This is a genomic window from Streptomyces collinus (assembly GCF_031348265.1).
Lineage (GTDB): Bacteria > Actinomycetota > Actinomycetes > Streptomycetales > Streptomycetaceae > Streptomyces > Streptomyces collinus.
Genome location: NZ_CP133771.1, coordinates 2,405,912 through 2,422,021, shown reverse-complemented (window position 1 = coordinate 2,422,021; position 16,110 = coordinate 2,405,912). Strand labels below are relative to the sequence as shown.

The window sequence follows — 16,110 nt, the reverse complement described above, 5'->3', positions numbered from 1 at the left end:
ATATGGGATGGTTCGAGCGGAACATCATGGAACCCGGCAAGCTGCCGTTGCTTCTCGCTCTCGTGTCCTTCGTCCTCACCTTCGTGATCACCCGGGGCATCACCCGTCTCATCCGGGCCGGCAAGGGCCCCTTCCGCAATATCAGCGGCAGCGGCGGTGTCCACGTCCACCATGTGGTTCCCGGCGTCATCCTGACGATCATCGGCGGCTTCGGCGCGGTCGCCGGCGGCCAGTACGGCTTCGGCTCGGCGCTGGCCGCGGTGATCTTCGGCATCGGCGCGGGCCTCGTCCTCGACGAGTTCGCCCTGGTCCTGCACCTCGCCGACGTCTACTGGACCCCGGACGGCCGCAAGAGCGTGGAGATGGTCGTCCTCACGGCCTCCCTCGTGGGCCTGCTCCTGATCGGCTTCTCGCCGCTGGGCGTCAACGACCTCAACGAGGACCAGCAGCAGAACCGCGCCGTCGTCCTGGTCAACGTCCTCGTCAACTTCGCGTTCGCCCTGATCGCCCTGTTCAAGGGCAAGGTCCGGCTCGCCGTCCTCGGCCTGGTCATCCCGCTCGTCGCCCTGGTCGCGGCCGTACGGCTGGCCCGCCCCACCTCCCCGTGGGCCAGACGGTTCTACCGGAACCGGCCCCGCGCCCGGGCCAGGTCCGGCCTGCGGGCCTACCACCACGACCGCCGCTGGGCGGGCCCCCGGCGCGCCTTTCAGGACTGGATCGGCGGTGCGCCCGACCCCGAGCCCGCCCGGTCCCTGGAGCGCCGCTGACGCAGCTCGCCGACCCCGCACAGCACCAGCACCGCCATGATCGCGGCGAGGTGCTCCTTGCCCGCGAGGTTCTCCTTCAGCGCCACCTCGAACACCATCGCCGCGATCACCACCGAGGCCGTGACGTACGCGCGGTAGCGCCAGCCCAGGAAGACGGCCAGGCCCACCACCGCCGCCGACGGCCCGGTGTCCACGACCCAGGCGTCCGAGGCGGGCAGGCCGAGCGGGGAGTGGGGGCCCAGCCGGATGCCCAGGCGTGCGTACAGCGTGCCAGCGAGCGTCGCCACGTAGGCGAGGGCCAGCGTCCGCCACCGGCCCAGGCACAGCTCGGCGATGCCGAACACCAGCAGGATCTGCACGAGCGCGCCCCAGACCGGCAGGTCCAGAGCGGGCACGAACAGCGACAGCGGTGTCCGCAGCAGGGCCAGCCACAACGGGTCCACGGCCCGCACCCCGCCGGTGTTCTGCACGAACTGGTAGCCCCACGCCTGGCCGTGCACGAGGTGCAGCACGGCCGTGAGACACACGGCCACTACGGCCAACGGCACGGCCCGCCACCGCCGCTCGGCCAGCGGCCCGCGCACCGCGGTGTACAGCCGTCCCCATTCGGCGCGGGCCCAGCGGGCGAGCGTGGTCATCCGGCGGCCGTCCTCGTCCGTACGCGGCGATGTCTGAGGGTGTCCGTGACTCAGTCAAACCGACACCACATCCCAAGACCGACCGGAACGGGACGAAGTTGAGCCAGGCGTGAGTGACCTGGATCTCGGGGGTGCTACTGCTCGGCGGGCGCCTCCGACTCCGCCGCCGCCTCCGGCCCGGCCGGTGCCTCGGACTCCTTCGGCTTCTCGGGCAGCTCCGCCGCCAGCGCGGCCGAGGCCTGCACGAGCGGCAGCGCCAGCAGACCGCCCGCACCCTCCCCGACGGTCACCCCGTGGGCCAGCAGCGGCTCCAGGGCCATCCGGTCCAGCGCCTTCGCCTGCCCGGGCTCCCCGCTGTCGTGCGCGGCCAGCCACCAGTCCGGCGCCCGGAACGCGATCCGCTGCCCGACCAGCGCGCACGCGGCCGTCACGACCCCGTCGAGCACCACCGGCAGCTTGCGCACCGCGCTCTGCAGCAGGAAGCCCGTCATCGCGGCGAGGTCGGCCCCGCCCACCGCCGCCAGCAGCTGCAACTGGTCCCCGAGCACCGGCCGGGCCCGGCGCAGCGCGTCGCGGATCGCCGCACACTTGCGCATCCACGCCAGGTCGTCGATCGCCAGCCCGCCGCGCCCCGTGACGACCGACGCGTCGACCCCGCACAACGCCGCGACCAGCACGCTCGCGGCCGTGGTCCCGCCGACGCTCACATCGCCGAGCACCACCAGGTCCGTGCCCGAGTCGGCCTCCTCGTCGGCCACCGCGATCCCCGCCCGGAACGCCGCCTCGGCCTCCTGCGGGGTCAGCGCGTCCTCGATGTCGATCCGCCCGCTGCCGCGCCGCACCCGGTGCCGTACGACGTCCTCGGGCAGCGTCTCGGGGTCGCAGTCCAGGGCCATGTCGACGATCCGCACCGGCACGCCCAGCCGCCGGGCCAGCACCGACACGGGCCGGCCGCCCTCCAGCACCTCGCGCACCAACTCCCCGGCGCTGCCCGCCGGACGGGCCGAGACGCCCAGCTCGGCGATGCCGTGGTCACCGGCGAAGAGCACCACCCGCGGCCGTTCGACCGGCCGCACCGGCACGGCCGACTGCGCCGCCGCGAGCCACTCACCCAGTTCGTCGAGGCGGCCCAGCGACCCGGGCGGCACGATCTGTCGCTCCCGGCGCGCCTCGGCGTCACGGCGGATCCCGCCGTCCGGACGCTCGATCAGATCGGTGAAGTCGTCGAGATTAAGCGAGCTCATTCGCCGAACAGTACCGGCCCCGGTCGAACGCCACGGCGCCACATCACCACTCCGTCACGGCGACGTCGTTGCACCCGAGATCGGCTTCCCATACGTTCCGTTTTGCAGCGGATTGTCGTACGTGGTGCGTGCGACGTCCCCGCCGTACGTCCTTGCCGTACGCCGTCGCCCCCGGGAGCCGCCCATGCCCGCACATCCCGCCTCCTCAGCACCCCCCGCCCCCCAGACGACCGCACGGGTCCACGAACCGCGCCGGGAGGACTGCCCCTGGTGCGGCTCCGACCGGCTGCGCAACCGGCTGCGCACCGGTGACCTGCGGCAGTACAAGCCGGGCGGCTTCACCCTCGACGCCTGCCGGGACTGCGGCCACACCTTCCAGAACCCCCGCCTCACCCTGGAGGGCCTGGCCCTCTACCACCGGACCGCGCGCGGGGCGCCCAGGGACCCGGCGAGCGACGGCCTCCTCGCCCTGCGCGGCAGCCCGCGCCGCCACCGCTCGGCCGCCCGCGCCATGCTGAGCTGCGGCGAACCGGAGAGCTGGCTCGACGTCGGAACGGGCCACGCCGACTTCCCCGCCACGGCCCGGCAGTTCTTCCCGTACACCGCCTTCGACGGCCTGGACCCCACCCCGCGCGTGGTCCGCGCCCGCACGTCCGACCGCGTCGAGGAGGCCCACGTCGGCCGCCTCACGGACACCAAGATCGCCGGGCCCCTGCGCGCCCGCTACGACGTGGTCAGCATGCTCCACCACCTGGAGGGCACGCCCGACCCCCGGGCGGAACTCCGGGCCGCCCTCGCCGTCCTGCGCCCGGGCGGCCACCTGCTCATCGAGACCCTGAGCCCCCGCAGTGTCTTCGCCGCCCTGCTGGGCCGCTGGTGGCTCCCCTACGACCAGCCGCGCCACCTGCACCTCCTGCCCCCGCAGAACGTCCGCGCGGAACTGGAGTCGACCGGCTGCGCGATCCTGACGCTCGACCACCGCCCGGTCCACGTCCCCCACGACCTCGCGGGCGCCATGTCCCTGGCCCTCTCGCACGCCCTCCCGGCCCCGGACACCCCCTGGCGGGCCATCCCGCCGCCCTCCGTCCAGCGGCACGCCCGAACCGCCCTGCTCCGCGCCGGCCTGCCCCTGGTGGCCGTGGCCGCGCTGGCCGACCACCTCATCGCCCCGGTCGCCCGCCGCACGCGCTTCGCCAACACCTACCGGGTGATCGCCCGCAAGGCTCCCTAGCCCGGCGCAGGGGCAGCCGTGGGGCCCTGTCAGCCCCGCAGCACCACGGCCTGCCCCGCCACCACCAGCAGCACGTGCTCGCACTCGTCCGCGAACCCCGCGTTCAGCCGGCCGAGTTCGTCCCGGTAGCGCCGCCCCGACGCCGTCGACGGCACGATCCCCGACCCCACCTCGTTCGACACGGCGACCACGGTCCGACGGGTGACCCGCACCGCCTCCGTGAGCTCCCGCACCCGCTCCCGCAGCACCTTCTCGCCCCGCTCCGCCCACACCGCGTCGTCCCACGCCCCGGCGGCGTCCATCGCGTCGGTCAGCCACAGCGACAGACAGTCGATGAGCAGGGGCGGCCCCTCCGCCTCCAGCAACGGCACCAGATCACAGGTCTCCACCGTGTGCCACGACCCCGGCCGCCGCTCCCGGTGGGCCGAGACCCGCGACGACCACTCCGTGTCGCCGTTGCGTGACCCGCCCGTGGCCACGTACAGCACGTCCGGAAAGGCCTCCAGCCTCCGCTCGGCCTCCACCGACTTGCCCGACCGCGCCCCGCCCAGCACCAGCGTCCGGCGCGGCACGTCCGGTACCTCCTCGTACGCCCCCACCACCAGCGTCACCCCGTCCGGCACGGCCCGGGCCCCGGCCGCCGCGAGCCGCCGCCCGAGCTCCGGTCCCGGCGGCACGTCGTGGTCCAGATGGACGGCGACCACATCGGTCGTCGGCCCGACCGCCCCCACCGCCCGCAGCTTCGCCAGCGCGTCCGGCCGCCCCACGACATCCGCGAGGACCATGTCGTACGACTCGGCCGGCCCCTCCAGGCCCGCCGGCGCCCCGCCCGGCGGCAGATACAGCAGCCGCTGCCCCTCCGGCCCGGTCACCGCGTACCCCGTGCCCGGCGAGTCCAGCGCCACCGCCCGCACCCGGTGCCCCGTCAGCAGCGTCAACTCCCGCCCGTCCGGCACCCGTCCGGGCTGCGGCAGCCCCGCGGGCACCTCGACCGCCGGCCCGTCGTGCGGATGCGACAGCAGCACCTGCCGGACGCCCGTCAGGGAACGGCCCGCCCGCGCCGCCGCGAACGCCGCGCCCGGCGTCAGATCGAGCAGCAGCGCCCCGTCCAGGAGCAGCGCGGTGGCCGCCCGCGCGTCGGGGCCGAGGGCGGCCGCACAGGCCGCGCAGGGACAGTCGGGGCGGGGGAGGCCCGCGGGGGCACCGGTGCCGAGCAGAGTGAGTTCCACGCCCCGATTCTGACCCGTGAGCATGAGACATGCGTGATGGAGACGCCCCTGAAGGGGCGCGGGCCGTGTCGATATGCGGCTCCGCCGCGCGGGCGCGACCAGCCCGCCACGACCCCTGCAGGCCCACAACCCGCACCCCGCAAGCCCTGTAACGCCCCACCCGGTGGAGCGCTTACGCTCTGAGAGGGAGCCGGACCAAGATCCGGCTTTCGCTGTGCAGTGTGCTCACACACATGGGAGGCGTACATGGCGGCATGGACGTGGCGGTTCGAGAAGACCGACGGGACGGAGGTCCAGCCCGCGGTGCCGCCGGAGGAGTTCCCCACCCAGGGGGACGCCGAGTCCTGGATCGGGGAGCACTGGAAGGCCCTCCAGGAGGGCGGTGCCGATCAGGTGCGGCTGTTCGAGGACGCCACGGAGATCTACGGGCCGATGAGTCTGCACGCCGCCGAGGCGTGAGCCCGGCAGGGGCGGGGGCCGACGGTCCCCGCCCTTCCTCCGTGGGTCAGCCGCGCACGCCGCACAGATGCAGCAGCGCCGCCACCCCGCGGTACGGATCCGTCCGCCCGGCCTTCTCCTCCACCGCGAGCAGCGTCTCCACCTCGGCCGGGACCTCCGCGCCGTCCGCCGCCGTGTCGGTGAACACCCGCACCCCGTACCAGGCGTGCAGCGGCGCCCCGATCCCCGCGAGCGTCGACGTCAGGTCCTTCAGCCGGTCGGCCCGCACGTCGAGGCCCAGCCGGTTCCGGTAGGCGGTCGTGTCGAAGGCAGCCATGGCGCCCGACCAGTCACCGGACAGGCCCGGCCGGAACGCGAGCGCGTCGCCGTTGCGCACAAGAAGCGACAGCAGCCCGCCGTGCGCCAGCATCCGGGCGAGGCCCGCCAGCAGCGGGTCGGGCTCCTCGACGTACATCAGGACGCCGTGGCACAGCACCACGTCGAAACTGCCCGGCAGGAAGTGCACACCGGTGTCCCGGCCGTCGCCCTCGATGATCCGCATCCGCTCCCGGATGCCCTCCGGTTCCCCGGCGAGGGACTCCCGGGCCGCGGCGACCATCGTCGCGTCCTGCTCCAGACCGGTCACCTGGTGCCCGGCCCGGGCCAGCCGCAGTGCCTGCGTGCCCTGGCCCATCCCCACGTCGAGCACCCGCAGCCGCTGCCCGACCGGGAACCTGGCCACTATCTGCTCGTCCAGCTGGCGGGTCACCAGCTCCTGCCGGACGACATCGCGCAGCCCGCCCAGCCTGTCCAGCCAGGCATCCGCCGCACTCCCGGAGAACGGCGTCGTGGTCAGGGCCGTTCTCCGCGCTTGACCTGCGGCTTCGGCAGCCGGAGCCGGCGCATCTGGAGAGAGCGCATCAGGGCGTAGGCGACGGCGCCGCGCTTGTTCTCACCCGCGAAGCGCTCGGCCAGCTGCTTCTTCAGACGGAAGCCCGTGACGAACGAGTCGAGCACGATCAGCACGATCACCACGAGCCACAGCAGCAGCGCGATGTTCTGCAGCGCCGCCACCCGCACCATGCTCAGCACGAGGATGACCACGGCCATCGGCAGGAAGAACTCCGCGATGTTGAAGCGCGAGTCGATGAAGTCACGCGCGAACCGGCGGACCGGCCCCTTGTCGCGGGCGGGCAGGTAGCGCTCGTCGCCGCTGGCCAGCGCCTGGCGCTGCCGCTCCAGCGCGCTGCGGCGCTCCTCACGCTGCCGCTTGGCGGCCTCCTTGCGCGTCATCGACGTGTTGGCCACGCTGCGGCGCTGCGACTGGGCAGAGCTGCGCTTGGGCGTGGGGCGCCCCTTGGGGGCCTCGGGGTGACGGGGCTGACTGGAGTCGGTCACCGGCGCCTTGTCGGCGTCCTGGGCCTTCTCATCCTTCGCACGGCTACGGAACACAAAACCCAAGGGTAAGGGCTTCCGGGCATGGACCCCAGCCCGGTGGGGAACGATCCGGCAACACCAGTCGTCAGTAAGGGGACAGAGGGGACGTTGCGTACGCCTCCGGATGTTTCCCGGGGTGTACGGCTCCGGTAACCCCGGGGACCACCTACTCCCTACGCCGGAGCGGGAGCGCACGCAGTCGTCCTTGGGGATGAGCGCATCCGTCCCCGAACAGTGCGGTAATGGATGCAGGGCCCGTACTGTGGGTTCTGTCGCAGGAGCAGCTGCCGGAGTCGGTCAGAAGGGGGCGCGCGAAGCCCATGAGCGGTGTCATGAAGCGTATGGGGATGATCTTCCGCGCGAAGGCGAACAAGGCCCTTGACCGGGCCGAGGACCCGCGCGAGACCCTCGATTACTCGTACCAGAAGCAGCTGGAGCTGCTGCAGAAGGTCCGCCGCGGCGTCGCCGACGTGGCGACCAGCCGCAAGCGCCTGGAACTCCAGCTGAACCAGCTGCAGTCACAGTCCGGCAAGCTGGAGGACCAGGGCCGCAAGGCACTCGCGCTGGGCCGTGAGGACCTGGCCCGCGAAGCGCTCTCCCGCCGGGCCGCGCTCCAGCAGCAGGTGACCGACCTGGAGACCCAGCACGCCACGCTTCAGGGCGAGGAGGAGAAGCTCACCCTCGCGGCCCAGCGGCTCCAGGCCAAGGTCGACGCCTTCCGCACGAAGAAGGAGACGATCAAGGCGACGTACACGGCGGCCCAGGCGCAGACCCGGATCGGCGAGGCCTTCTCCGGCATCTCCGAGGAGATGGGCGACGTCGGCCTGGCGATCCAGCGCGCCGAGGACAAGACGGCCCAGCTCCAGGCCCGCGCCGGCGCCATCGACGAACTGCTCGCCTCCGGTGCCCTCGACGACCCCTCCGGCATGCACAAGGACGACATCCAGGCCGAGCTGGACCGGCTCTCCGGTGGTACGGATGTAGAGCTGGAACTGCAGCGCATGAAGGCCGAACTGGCCGGAGGCTCGGGCAGCGGGCAGCAGGCCATCGAGGGCGGCTCGGACGGCCGGCAGTCCCAGCAGCAGCCGCAGGACACCCCGCGCTTCGACAAGCAGTAGGGGTCCACGCCTAGGAGGGCGACATGATCGTACGGATCATGGGGGAGGGTCAGGTGATCCTGGCCGACGGCCACCTCGCCGAGCTGAACAGGCTGGACGACGAACTCCTGGCGGAAATGGAGAACGGCGACGGCCCCGGCTTCCGCCGCACCCTCCAGGCCCTCCTGACGAGGGTCCGCGACCTGGGCGAACCCCTCCCGGACGACTCCCTGGAGCCGTCGGAACTGATCCTGCCGTCTCCCGACGCGACCTTGGAGGAAGTCCGGGAGCTCCTCAGCGACGACGGCTTGATTCCGGGCTGACGTGACCGCGGGCACGCGTGCCGCTCGGGGCGCTGGGGGTACCCCCTGCTCGAAGAGCTTGGGGGAGGCACCCCGCAGCGCCGGGCTGCGCGAACGCCCCGCCTCGGCCTCGACGCCCAGCACCTCACACACTCACGGCCGGCCCGGCTACCGTAAACACCCGTGAGCACCCTCGCGCGGGCCAGATGCCAGGCCAAAGCGCATCCCCTGGCGATGGACGCCGTCCTGGCCACCGCCGTCCTGGTCTGCATGGTCGCCGGTTCGTTCGTGGAACCCCGGCACCGGGACAGCGTCAGCTGGGCCCTGCGCACCCCCGACCCGCTCAGCCTCCTCCTCATGACCCTCGGCGCCGCGGCCCTGGTCTTCCGCCGCCGCGCCCCCATGACGGTCCTCGCCCTCACCGGCGCCCTCTCCGTCATCGAGTCCGTCACCGGCGACCCCCGCGCCCCCGTCGCGATGTCCGCCGTCATCGCGCTCTACACCGTCGCCTCCACCACCGACCGCCCCACCACCTGGCGGGTCGGACTGCTCACTATGACCGTGCTGACCGGCGCCGCCATGGCCGCGGGCCCCCTGCCCTGGTACGCCCAGGAGAACCTCGGCATCTTCGCCTGGACCGGCATCGGCGCCACCGCGGGCGACGCCGTCCGCAGCCGCCGCGCCTTCGTCCAGGCGATCAGGGAACGCGCCGAGAAGGCGGAACGCACCCGCGAGGAGGAGGCCCGCCGCCGGGTCGCCGAGGAACGCCTGCGCATCGCCCGGGACCTGCACGACGTCGTCGCCCATCACATCGCCCTGGTCAACGTGCAGGCCGGGGTCGCCGCCCATGTCATGGACAAGCGCCCCGACCAGGCCAAGGAGGCCCTCGCGCACGTCCGCGAGGCCAGCCGCTCCGCGCTCAACGAACTGCGCGCCACCGTCGGCCTGCTCCGGCAGTCCGGCGACCCGGAGGCCCCGACCGAACCGGCCCCGGGCCTCGACCGCCTCGACGAACTCACCGGCACCTTCCGCAGCGCCGGCCTGCACATCGAGGTCGCCCGCGCCGACCAGGGCTCCAGCCTCCCGGCGGCGGTCGACCTGGCCGCCTACCGGATCATCCAGGAGGCCCTCACCAACGTGCAGAAGCACGCCGGGCCCCAGGCCAAGGCGGAGGTCAGCGTCGTACGCGTCGGACCGAACATCGAGATCACCGTGCTCGACGACGGCAGCGGCGAGCACGAGACCCAGGACGGCGGCGGCCACGGACTGCTCGGGATGCGCGAGCGCGTCACCGCCCTGCGCGGCACCCTCACCACCGGTCCCCGGTACGGCGGCGGCTTCCGCGTCCATGCCATCCTGCCGGTCAAGAACCGCACACCGACCGGGGAGGACCCCGCATGACCATCCGTGTCCTGCTCGCCGACGACCAGGCGCTCCTGCGCAGCGCCTTTCGCGTGCTCGTCGACTCCGAGCCCGACATGGAGGTGGTCGGCGAGGCCTCCGACGGCGCGGAGGCGGTCCGGCTGACGAAGGAGCAGCAGGCCGACGTCGTCCTCATGGACATCCGCATGCCCGGCACCGACGGCCTCGCCGCGACCCGCATGATCAGCGCCGATCCCGATCTCGCCGACGTCCGGGTGGTCATCCTGACGACGTTCGAGGTGGACGACTACGTCGTGCAGTCGCTGCGCGCCGGCGCCTCCGGCTTCCTCGGCAAGGGCTCCGAACCCGAGGAACTGCTGAACGCCATCCGTATCGCGGCCGGCGGCCAGGCCCTGCTCTCCCCGGCGGCCACCACGGGCCTGATCGCCCGGTTCCTCGCCACGGACGACCCGGCCGACGGCGACCGCGACCCGGCGCGCGGCGAACGGCTCGACTCGCTCACCGTCCGGGAGCGCGAGGTGCTGGTCCAGGTCGCCGGCGGGCACTCCAACGACGAGATCGCCGAGCGCCTCGAAGTCAGCCCGCTGACCGTGAAGACGCACGTCAACCGGGCCATGGCCAAGCTCGGCGCCCGGGACCGCGCCCAGCTCGTGGTGACCGCGTACGAGTCCGGCCTGGTCCGTCCGAGGGTGGAGTGAGCTCGGCCCGGGCGTACTGCGGCCGGAGTATGCGCCGCATAAGGATTTGGACCTGGGGCCTACGAAACCCGGTTCCCGCATGGCTCAGGGTGTAGGGGCGGGCGCTCATCTGCGCGCCCGCTGCCGCTTCTGCCGCTAAACAGAAGAGAGACCCTCACCCATGTCCTGGCTGTCCAGGTTCAGCCTCGCGCAACGGGCCTTGATCGGGCTGATGTCGATCATCGCGCTCGTCTTCGGGGCGATCGCGATACCCCAGCTCAAGCAGCAGCTGCTGCCCACCATCGAACTGCCCATGGTGTCCGTGCTGGCGCCGTACCAGGGCGCGTCCCCGGACGTGGTCGAGAAGCAGGTCGTCGAGCCCATCGAGGACACCCTCGAAGCTGTCGACGGCATCAGCGGCGTCACCTCCACCGCCGGCGAGGGCAACGCCGTGATCATGGCGTCCTTCGACTACGGCAACGACACCGAGCAGCTGGTCGCCGACGTCCAGCAGGCCGTCAACCGGGCCCGCGTCCAGCTCCCCGACGAGGTCGACCCGCAGGTCGTCGCCGGCTCCACGGACGACATCCCGACCGTCGTCCTCGCCGTCACCTCCGGCCGCGACCAGCAGGCCCTGGCCGACCAGCTCGACAAGACCGTCGTGCCGGACCTGAAGAGCATCGACGGCGTCGGCCAGGTCACCGTCGACGGCGTGCGCGACCTCCAGGTCACCGTCACGCCCGACGACGCGAAGCTGGCGAAGGCCGGTCTGACCTCGCAGTCCCTCTCCCAGGCGCTCCAGGCGGGCGGCGCGACCGTCCCGGCCGGCTCCTTCGACGAGGACGGCGCCAACCGCACCGTGCAGGTCGGCGGCGGCTTCACCTCGATCGAGCAGATCAAGGACCTGATGGTCACCGGCGAGCCGGGCAAGGGCAAGCCGGCCCGCCTGGGCGATGTCGCCACGGTGAAGCAGCAGGAGGCCACGGCCGACTCCATCACCCGCACCGACGGCAAGCCCAGCCTCTCCGTCGCTGTGACGATGGACCGCGACGGCAGCGCGGTCGCCATCTCCGACGCCGTCCAGGACAAGCTGCCGGACCTGCGCAAGGACCTCGGCTCCGGCGCGACCCTCACGGTCGTCAGCGACCAGGGCCCGGCCGTGTCCAAGTCCATCAAGGGCCTGACCACCGAGGGCGGGCTCGGTCTGCTCTTCGCCGTCCTGGTGATCCTCGTCTTCCTCGCCTCGATCCGCTCGACCCTCGTGACCGCGGTGTCCATCCCGCTGTCCGTGGTCCTCGCCCTGATCGTGCTGTGGACGCGCGACCTGTCGCTGAACGTCCTGACGCTGGGCGCCCTGACCATCGCCATCGGCCGGGTCGTCGACGACTCGATCGTGGTCCTGGAGAACATCAAGCGCCACCTCGGCTACGGCGAGGAGCGCCACTCGGCGATCCTCCAGGCCGTCCGCGAGGTCGCGGGCGCGGTGACGTCCTCGACGCTCACCACGGTCGCGGTGTTCCTGCCGATCGGCCTGGTCGGCGGCATGGTGGGCGAGCTGTTCGGCTCGTTCAGCCTGACCGTGACGGCCGCGCTGCTGGCGTCCCTCCTCGTCTCCCTGACGGTCGTGCCGGTGCTGTCGTACTGGTTCCTGCGGCCTCCGAAGGGCACGCCCGAGGACGCGGACGAGGCGCGCCGGATCGCTGAGGAGAAGGAGGCCAGGAGCCGCCTCCAGCGCATCTACGTCCCGGTCCTGCGCTTCGCGACCCGCCGCCGTCTCACCAGCGTGGCCATCGCGATCGTCGTCCTGGTCGGCACGTTCGGCATGGCGCCGCTGCTGAAGACCAACTTCTTCGACCAGGGCGAGCAGGAAGTCCTCACCGTCAAGCAGGAATTGAAGCCCGGCACCAGCCTGGCCGCGACCGACGCCCAGGCGAAGAAGGTCGAGCGGCTGCTCGCCGGTACCGAGGGCGTGAAGGACTACCAGGTCACGATCGGCTCGTCCGGCTTCATGGCGGCCTTCGGCGGCGGCACCGACAGCAACCAGGCCTCGTACCAGGTGATGCTGGACGACTCGGCGTCCCACGCGGACGTCCAGGACAGCATCGAGAAGGGCCTGGCCGGGCTGAAGGGCATCGGCACGACCACCGTCGCCGCCGGTGACGGCTTCGGCAGCCAGGACCTCAGCGTGGTCGTGAAGGCCGCCGACGCGGGCGTGCTGCGCACGGCGTCCGAGGAGGTCCGCAAGACGGTCGCCTCCCTCGACGACGTCACGGACGTCTCCAGCGACCTCGCGACCAGCGTGCCGCGCATCTCGGTCAAGGCCGACGACAAGGCGGCCGCGGCCGGGTTCAACGACCAGACGCTCGGCGCCGCCGTCGCCCAGGCCGTCCGCGGCACCACCGCGGCCAAGGCGGTCCTGGACGACACCGAGCGCGACGTCGTCATCCGCTCGGCGAAGCCCGCGCAGACGCTCCAGCAGCTGAAGGACCTGCGCCTGGGCAAGGTGAAGCTCGGCGACATCGCGACCGTGCGGACGGTCGACGGGCCGGTGTCCATGACCCGCATCGACGGCCAGCGCGCCGCCACCATCACCGCGAAGCCGACCGGCGACAACACCGGAGCGGTCAGCACCCAGCTCCAGTCGAAGATCAACGCGCTGAAGCTCCCCGACGGCGCCACGGCGTCGATCGGCGGTGTCTCCGAGGACCAGGACGAGGCGTTCGCCAACCTGGGCCTGGCGATGCTGGCGGCCATCGCGATCGTGTTCATGCTGCTGGTCGGCACCTTCCGGTCCCTGGTCCAGCCGCTGATCCTGCTCGTCTCCATCCCGTTCGCGGCGACGGGCGCGATCGGCCTGCTGATCGCCACCGGCACCCCGATGGGCGTCCCGGCCATGATCGGCATGCTGATGCTGATCGGCATCGTGGTGACGAACGCGATCGTGCTGATCGACCTGATCAACCAGTACCGCAAGCAGGGCCACGGCGTCGTCGAGGCCGTGATCGAGGGCGGCCGGCACCGGCTGCGCCCGATTCTCATGACCGCTCTGGCGACGATCTTCGCCCTGCTGCCCATGGCCCTCGGCATCACCGGCGAGGGCGGCTTCATCGCCCAGCCGCTGGCCGTGGTCGTGATCGGCGGCCTGGTCACGTCGACCCTGCTGACGCTGCTGCTGGTCCCGACGCTGTACGCGATGTTCGAACTCCGCAAGGAGCGCCGGGCGAAGAAGCGCGCGGCGAAGAAGGGCCTCAAGGCCCAGCGGACGGACGCGGCGGAGCCGGAGCACGCGGGCGTGTGACGGCCTGACCCGGCGGCGGCCGGGCACCGGACCTTCACGGCCGGTGCCCGGCCGCCGCCATGTGCCGTTACGTATCCTGTGGCCCTCGAACGGCTTTACGGGGGAAGGGGATTCGGGCGTGTCGCTGCACAGCGAGGACCCGAAGTCGGTCGGCGGCTACCGGCTGCTCGACCGGCTCGGGGCCGGGGGCATGGGCGTCGTCTACCGGGCCAGAGCGCGCTCGGGCCGTGATGTGGCCATCAAGGTCGTCCACGCCCAGTACGCCGCGGACACCGTCTTCCGCGCCCGGTTCCGGCAGGAGATCGCTGCCGTCCGCAAGGTCAGCGGAGCCTTCACGGCACCGGTCCTGGACGCGGACCCCGAGGCGGCCCGGCCCTGGATGGCCACCCAGTACGTGCCCGGCCCCTCGCTCGCGGGGCGGATCCGTGACCGGGGCGCCCTGCCGGACGCCGAACTGCGCGGGCTGGCGCTGGGCCTGGTGGAGGCCCTGCGCGACATCCACCGGGCAGGGGTGGTGCACCGGGACCTGAAGCCGGCCAACGTCCTGCTGGCCGAAGACGGCCCGCGCGTCATCGACTTCGGCATCTCCCGCGCGGCGGAGAACCACCAGACGCTGACCGAGACCGGCCAGATGATCGGCACGCCGCCCTTCATGTCGCCCGAACAGCTCGTCGACGCCCGCGCGGTCGGCCCGGCGTCGGACGTCTTCTCCCTCGGGGCACTGCTGGTGTACTCCGTCACCGGGCGCGGCCCCTTCGACGCGGACAGCCCCTATCTGACGGCGTACCGCGTGGTGCACGACGAACCCGTGCTGGAGGGCGTCGGCGGGCCGCTGCGCGGGCTGCTGGAGCGCTGCCTGTCCAAGGAGCCCGCGGACCGGCCCGGGCTCGACGAGCTGGCCCGGCAGCTGGCGGCCGTCCTGCCCGAACCGGCGGACGGCGACCCGGCCACCATGCCCCTGCGCGCGGACCGGCTCCCGGCCGTCGAGCCGGTCCGTCCCGCGACCGTGGCGGACCCGCCGGGCCCCGTCCGTCCCGCGACCGTGGCGGACCCGCCCGCTCCCGCTCGCCCCCGCCGCCGTATCCGCCCGCTGCTCGCCGCGACGGGCACGGTCGGCGCCGCCGTCCTCGGCCTGACGGCCTATCTGACGCTCGGCCCCGGCTGGGCGCAGAGCGCTTCACCGTCTGCGAACTCCCGTTGGGCGGCACCGCCGGCCGGATGGAAGCCCTGGCAGACGACCGTGTACGAGACGGCCGGGCGCGGTGTGCGCAAGACGCAGCAGCCGGATTCCGGCGGGCTGCGGGGCGGTCCGGAGTGCCGGACGTACGAGGGGGCCGTCTACTGCGCGGGCGACGGGATCCTCCCCGTCCGCCTGGACGGGAGGACGGGCGAGACCGTCTGGCGCGCCGGCCCCGCGGCGGCCGTCACCGGCGACGACCTCTCCAGGTTCGTGATCCTGGGCGTCCGGGACGACGCCGTCCTGGTGCGGCAGGAGCCCCCGGGCGAAGGGACGACCCGGGTCTTCGCGTTCGACACCGGGACCGGTGACCGGCTCTGGGACCGTGCGGTGAACGACGCGTGGGCGGAAGTGGCCTTCTCCGGCGACATCGTCGTGATCCCGGAGGGCGACGGCACCTCGATGACGGCCCGCTCGGTCCGCACCGGCGCCCCGCGCTGGACGGAACGCCTGCCCGCGAAGCACTACTGCGGGATCAAGCAGGTGGCGGGGAAGCTGTGGCTGGAGTGCGGCTCGGAGGAGAGTCCGGAGAACGGTCTCGTCATGGAGCTGCACCCAGCCGACGGCCCGGCACGCCGGCTGAGCGTACCGAGCAAGGCAGAGTTGCTCGGCACCTTCGACCGTCGGCTCCTCTTCCTGGACCTGACCCAGGACGAGAACGGGAACGTCCTCATGGGGGAGGACGCGCCGTTTGCGGCCATCCGGCTGGTGGACCCCGGCACCGGTGCGCAGAGCACGACGAAGCTGGCCGAGGAGTACGAGGGCGAGGTGACGCTGGCGGACGGCACCCTGTGGTTCGCCACCGCCAGCGGACGGGTCACCGCCGTGTCGGCCCGCACGGGCAGACCGCTGTGGCAGACCCCCACCAGCCTGGAACAGCCGGGCGAGGCGACGTACGACCCGCGGACCCGGGCCGTGTACCTCGCCAGTGCCAGCGGCCGCGTCGGGGCGCTCGACACGAAGAAGGGCACGCTGCTCTGGGAGACGCAGCCGAGGGCCCAGAGCAACGCCACCGACTGGGGCGCCACTCCGGTACGGCTCCTCGGAGGCGCCCTCGTCGCGACCACCCCCGGCGGCAGCGTCTTCACCCTGGACCCAGCGCACCCCGAGCGGAAACCGCGCTCGGGGTGAC

Annotated in this window: 14 protein-coding genes; 9 read left to right on the top strand and 5 right to left on the bottom strand. The window is 72.8% G+C overall.

Annotation, left to right across the window (positions count from 1 at the left end):
- The first annotated feature begins 2 nt into the window (after nucleotides 1-2).
- Nucleotides 3-767: a hypothetical protein gene (locus RFN52_RS10885; protein ID WP_184845508.1), complete on the top strand. Its 765-nt coding sequence runs from the start codon at nucleotides 3-5 to the stop codon at nucleotides 765-767.
- Here the strand turns inward: RFN52_RS10885 and RFN52_RS10880 are convergent.
- Both RFN52_RS10880 and cobT read right to left on the bottom strand, forming a co-directional pair.
- A complete protein-coding gene (locus RFN52_RS10880) occupies nucleotides 707-1,405 on the bottom strand; it encodes a hypothetical protein (protein ID WP_184845506.1) in 699 nt (232 codons plus the stop codon). The two genes, RFN52_RS10885 and RFN52_RS10880, sit on opposite strands and share 61 nt — an antisense overlap.
- 134 nt (nucleotides 1,406-1,539) lie before the next feature.
- Nucleotides 1,540-2,649, bottom strand: a complete 1,110-nt coding sequence (gene cobT, locus RFN52_RS10875; protein WP_184845504.1) for a nicotinate-nucleotide--dimethylbenzimidazole phosphoribosyltransferase — start codon at nucleotides 2,647-2,649, stop codon at nucleotides 1,540-1,542.
- Nucleotides 2,650-2,833: 184 nt separating this feature from the next.
- Here cobT and RFN52_RS10870 point away from each other — a divergent pair, with 184 nt between their 5' ends.
- Nucleotides 2,834-3,880: a class I SAM-dependent methyltransferase gene (locus tag RFN52_RS10870; protein ID WP_184845502.1), complete on the top strand. Its 1,047-nt coding sequence runs from the start codon at nucleotides 2,834-2,836 to the stop codon at nucleotides 3,878-3,880.
- Between the two features lie 29 nt (nucleotides 3,881-3,909).
- Here RFN52_RS10870 and RFN52_RS10865 read toward each other — a convergent pair whose 3' ends face one another.
- On the bottom strand, nucleotides 3,910-5,109 hold the full coding sequence (locus tag RFN52_RS10865; protein ID WP_184845500.1) for a bifunctional adenosylcobinamide kinase/adenosylcobinamide-phosphate guanylyltransferase: 1,200 nt from the start codon (nucleotides 5,107-5,109) through the stop codon (nucleotides 3,910-3,912).
- 246 nt (nucleotides 5,110-5,355) lie between these two features.
- Between RFN52_RS10865 and RFN52_RS10860 the strand changes: the two genes are divergently transcribed.
- On the top strand, nucleotides 5,356-5,568 hold the full coding sequence (locus RFN52_RS10860) for a hypothetical protein (RefSeq protein WP_062926420.1): 213 nt from the start codon (nucleotides 5,356-5,358) through the stop codon (nucleotides 5,566-5,568).
- 46 nt (nucleotides 5,569-5,614) lie between these two features.
- On the opposite strand, the gene RFN52_RS10855 is transcribed toward RFN52_RS10860, so the two are convergent.
- Together RFN52_RS10855 and RFN52_RS10850 are read right to left on the bottom strand one after the other, a co-directional pair.
- Nucleotides 5,615-6,316, bottom strand: a complete 702-nt coding sequence (locus RFN52_RS10855) for a class I SAM-dependent methyltransferase (RefSeq protein ID WP_184845498.1) — start codon at nucleotides 6,314-6,316, stop codon at nucleotides 5,615-5,617.
- 83 nt (nucleotides 6,317-6,399) lie between these two features.
- A complete protein-coding gene (locus RFN52_RS10850; protein ID WP_184845496.1) occupies nucleotides 6,400-6,999 on the bottom strand; it encodes a DUF3043 domain-containing protein in 600 nt (199 codons plus the stop codon).
- Between the two features lie 305 nt (nucleotides 7,000-7,304).
- Here RFN52_RS10850 and RFN52_RS10845 point away from each other — a divergent pair, with 305 nt between their 5' ends.
- The 6 genes from RFN52_RS10845 (at nucleotide 7,305) to RFN52_RS10820 (ending at nucleotide 16,109) form a co-directional block, all read left to right on the top strand.
- Nucleotides 7,305-8,102, top strand: a complete 798-nt coding sequence (locus tag RFN52_RS10845) for a PspA/IM30 family protein (protein WP_184845494.1) — start codon at nucleotides 7,305-7,307, stop codon at nucleotides 8,100-8,102.
- 23 nt (nucleotides 8,103-8,125) lie between these two features.
- A complete protein-coding gene (gene pspAA / locus RFN52_RS10840) occupies nucleotides 8,126-8,404 on the top strand; it encodes a PspA-associated protein PspAA (RefSeq protein WP_184845492.1) in 279 nt (92 codons plus the stop codon).
- Between the two features lie 162 nt (nucleotides 8,405-8,566).
- Nucleotides 8,567-9,784, top strand: a complete 1,218-nt coding sequence (locus RFN52_RS10835; RefSeq protein ID WP_184845490.1) for a sensor histidine kinase — start codon at nucleotides 8,567-8,569, stop codon at nucleotides 9,782-9,784.
- The gene (locus RFN52_RS10830; RefSeq protein ID WP_107454518.1) at nucleotides 9,781-10,464 is read left to right on the top strand and encodes a response regulator; all 684 of its coding nucleotides are present in this window, start codon (nucleotides 9,781-9,783) and stop codon (nucleotides 10,462-10,464) included. Before RFN52_RS10835 ends, RFN52_RS10830 begins: the two co-directional genes overlap by 4 nt.
- A gap of 160 nt (nucleotides 10,465-10,624) precedes the next feature.
- Nucleotides 10,625-13,741: an efflux RND transporter permease subunit gene (locus RFN52_RS10825; RefSeq protein WP_184845488.1), complete on the top strand. Its 3,117-nt coding sequence runs from the start codon at nucleotides 10,625-10,627 to the stop codon at nucleotides 13,739-13,741.
- 118 nt (nucleotides 13,742-13,859) lie between these two features.
- The gene (locus tag RFN52_RS10820; protein WP_184845486.1) at nucleotides 13,860-16,109 is read left to right on the top strand and encodes a serine/threonine-protein kinase; all 2,250 of its coding nucleotides are present in this window, start codon (nucleotides 13,860-13,862) and stop codon (nucleotides 16,107-16,109) included.
- Nucleotide 16,110: the final 1 nt, after the last annotated feature.